The organism is Bacteroidales bacterium, from assembly GCA_013314715.1.
GTDB lineage: Bacteria > Bacteroidota > Bacteroidia > Bacteroidales > GWA2-32-17 > Ch61.
In genome coordinates this window covers 1-4,297 of record JABUFC010000090.1, presented here as the reverse complement: position 1 = coordinate 4,297, position 4,297 = coordinate 1, and the positions used below count along the sequence as shown (strand labels likewise).

At 26.2% G+C, this 4,297-nt stretch carries 3 protein-coding genes; all 3 read right to left on the bottom strand.

Features of this window, described 5'->3' with window-relative positions; translation table 11 throughout:
* Positions 1-214, bottom strand: a 214-nt coding sequence (locus HPY79_12365) for a transposase (GenBank protein ID NSW46595.1), incomplete at its 3' end; no start/stop codon positions are given.
* Between the two features lie 228 nt (positions 215-442).
* Complete coding sequence (locus HPY79_12360) at positions 443-2,680, bottom strand: tetratricopeptide repeat protein (GenBank protein NSW46594.1); 2,238 nt, start codon at positions 2,678-2,680, stop codon at positions 443-445.
* A gap of 305 nt (positions 2,681-2,985) precedes the next feature.
* Positions 2,986-4,297: T9SS type A sorting domain-containing protein (locus tag HPY79_12355; GenBank protein ID NSW46593.1), on the bottom strand; the 1,312-nt coding region annotated here is incomplete at its 5' end.

Genomic DNA, 4,297 nt, shown 5'->3' with positions numbered 1-4,297 from the left:
CTAATTGTTTATTGATTTTTCGAAGTAAACGATCGTAGGCTTTTTTACGAACTAATTCACTACGAAAACGGCTGATGGTACTATGATCGGGAATGGGTTGATTTATTTCTAAATCTAAAAAAATTCTCGCACTTACACTGTCTTTTACAAAATCTTCGCATTCTACATCGCTCATATCATACCACATCTCTATTAATAGCATTTTAAATAACACTTAAGCATTATTTCTGGAATTTAAAATAAAAAATATCAATAAGTTGTAAATAATCAACTATTTGCATGTTAATAGCCTTGCAAAGGACTCATAATAATAAACCAAATGATTCAAAATTCCATTACATATTCTAAAGAATATGTCGTAATGAAAATAAAAGCATAAAGAAATAATGAACAAAATGTTTATATAACTTTTAAGATAAAATATATTATTTATTCGATGGCATTATATCTCAATACCAATCATTGTAATGTCATCAACTTGTTTATCAGTATCCTTCCATAATCTGTATTCTTTTAAAATAGATTGTTTAATATCAGAAAGAGGATAGCTAATAATATTTTTTACAAGCTGTTCGAATCGAGCTTTACCAAATCGTTTCTTTTGTGAATAATTATATTCATCGTAAAATCCATCGGTTACTAATATCATTTTCAATCTATTATTATATTTTATTTGATATAACTTTACTTTTAAAGTAGGAGAATCCTTTTCAATAACCTGACCGATACTGTATATATCGCCATTAATTACTGAAAAATCTTCATCTTTTAATATATATAAATCTTGATTCGTTGTTGAAATATAAACGTTTTTATTTATTTTATCAAAACAGCATAATGATATTTCAACACTTTCAGTTAAATCATAGCTTCTCTGACATTGTAGTGCTAATAGCTCAAAATGGAGCTTTTCTAGAATTTCATTAGGATGAATCAAATGGGTTGCAGAAATAATTTGATTTAAAATTGTAGTAGTTACTAGACTCATTACAGCACCCGGAATACCATGACCAGCACAATCTCCTAATGCTAAATATTGTAATCCATTTTTTTCCTTAAAATAGTAAAAATCGCCACTTAATTCATTTTTGGGCATATAAATAATAAAGGCATTGGTATAAATTTTCTTTAATATACTTTCGTTAATTAAAAATGAATTTTGAATATGTCTTGTATATTCTATGTTTTGATTAATTATCTCATTCTTCTTTAAAAGCTCATTGTAAATATTTTCAATTTTTTCTTTTTGAGCTTTTATAATATTATTTTGTTTCTTTGATATTATTAATCTTTTATTGATTTGATAAATTACAATCGACGATAAAACAGCAAAAATTATGATAAAAATATAAATAATAAACCTTTGGTTTTTTAGCCATTTTTTTTCTTTCTCTAAATTTACAATTTTTTCTTTTTGCCTATTTGATTCAAAAGTTTTTTCTAAATTATTTATGTAATTAACTTTTTCTATATTAAATAAAGAATCTTTTATATTATCGCATAATAAATAATAATTTAAAGCCTCTTTATAGTTTTTAAGCTCAAGTTCAATTAAATATAAATTATTATATATTTCTTTATTATTATACGGAAAATTATTTTTTGTACTAATACTTAATGCTTCTTCAAGCAATTTTTTAGATTCTTGAAGATAATTGTTTTTTTGATTTTCGGACAATGCCGTTTCTTCATACAATGCTCTATATAGTTCAGCTTTATTTATGTTAGAGTATATTTTTAAATCGAAATAATGTCGATTATTAAGAAATAATTTATCTAGTTTATTATAAATCTTTAATGATTTATCATATTCTTTAAAATCTGTATAAATAGTAGCTTCATTTATAAGATTAGTGATTAATCCATATTCGTCTTTTCTAATACTATCAATTTCTTTTGATAAATTAATGAAATATAAAGTAAGTTTTTTATAGTGATTTGCCGAATCAATATTTTTATTAAAATAATCTATTGCTTTTTCATTATATATAGACGAAAGGTTTGAATAATTAGAGGATAATCCATTTGTATCTTTTAAAGATTTTTTTATTTCTATGCTCTCTTTTATATACTTTTCTGCCTCTCTATAATTTTTCAGTTCAGTATTTATAATAGATATATTATTTAATACTTTCGATATTCCATAAATATCATTTACTTTCTTAAATATTTGATAAGATAAATGATAATATTTTAGGCTATTTTTTAAATCCGTAATATTGTAATAATAATTTCCTAATTGAAGAAATAATTTTCCAATTTCACAAAAACAATTCTTGTTTTTTAAATAAATAATATGATTTACTAACTTATCGTCAAAAAGTTTTGTAAAATTATCATCAAAAAGTTTAAATCTGAGAAAATAATAGTACAATTCACAATCATTTTTTAAATAAGGAAAAATATTTGATACAACTTTTCTATATTTTTCGGATAGATTATTTATTTGAAAAAAATTATAAATCTCATCATTCGATTTAAATAAAACTACTTTAGAAATTTTATTTTTAACATATAAAGGCAAAGATATTCTAAAAGCTTTTATATAATAATAAATAGCACTATCGGAGTTTTTGCTTTTTAATTCATTCGCTCTATTAAAAGTGGAATAAACAAAAATTGTATCATTATTTAATATATTGTCTTGGCTATTAGATAAGTTAAATACAAGTATTAACAAAAATAAGATAAATATTTTTTTTAAACTTTTTGACATTATCTTTATTTAAATACAGTTACAATATCATTTTTATACAAATATATAATGATTATTTAAAAAATATTCTATAAGCTAAAAAATAATTTAAAAAATTGTTCAATATTACATTAAGATAATCATTTTGTAAATTTTAACCGATAAAATTTGAATTTATACTTTCAAACCACAAGTATTTTCATTTTTTTTTATTCAAAGGCAAAAAGTATAAACAAAAATATCTACTTTATAGCATATGAATCGACTAACGTATAAATATCTATTAAAATCTATTGTTTTACTATTACTTTAGTTCCCAATAACGTTTTTTGAGTATCCATCCATTTAATCAGGTAAGTGCCTTTTTCTAAGCAGTCGAGTCCATTAATATTCAAAAATGAGCTATGAGCTATGTTTTTACTTAGTACTACCTTTCCTAAAACATCAATTATTTCAACAGTTCCAGAAAAATCGGTATTAAAAATAAGATGAATATTTGAAGTAAACGGATTAGGATAAAGGCTAAACATAGTTTCAGTAGTTTCTACCGATTGGCTATTCAATACAGTAATATAATTATTCAATGTTAACGTATCATTAGGCAAAGGCGGATTCATAGCAATTAATTGCACGGTATAAGTTCCAGCTTGAGTGTATTGATGCCATGGATTCACTTGCGTGGATGTACCACCATCGCCAAAATTCCACATATACGAGGTGGCATTTTGACTTTGATTGACAAACAATACAGTGGCATTGGGCAAATAAACTGTATCTTCTACTGCCGAAAAATTAGCCATAGGATAATTCAATGAACTAACCACAAACCCGTCGGATGTCGTTACCTGTGAAGTTAATCCAGCATAATTGGTAGCTTTCATGCTGAAATAATAAGTTGTACCATAATTAAGATTTAAACCCGATACAGTGATTGTAGTGTTTTGCCCTGCCGATGTCCAATCTACCACATCATTTCCACCAGGAGTAGTTCCAAGTGCATAAAAATATTCCTGAATGCCGGAATTGGAATCAACGGCTACCTGCCAATTAGCATACACTGTAGTATTGCTGTAAACAGTATCAATATCGTTCGAAGCACCATCGTTTATACCAAACAATTGCGGTGCTGTCCAATCAACATTCAAATCGTGGTATGCAATAGACGATAAATTGTTATTAGCATCGACTACTATGGATTTAATTTTTGCACCATAGGTGGTTGGATTGGGATTTTGATAACGAATATCTTTGCTGTTATCGCCCACAGTTACCGTAACTTGCGGATAACGTGAACGATATACTTTCAGCTCATCAACATTCAAAACAGCATTACCGGTTCTAAAGCTGATATAATTACCATTGGTACTGTATGGCGAGGGGTCGGTCCAACTTCCCAAATAAACATTATCACGCCAAACAGCTATGCGACCAGTGGTGCGATCGTAGGTTATTTTAAAATCGTACCATTGATTAACATTCGTTACTATGTTTGATACTGTATTTTTTAGTGTAAAAGTATCGTTCACCACTTTGTAAAATTGCAATTGTTGATCTTCTACCCTAAACCAAACAAAATATGAATTGTGCCGATTGGCATAATTA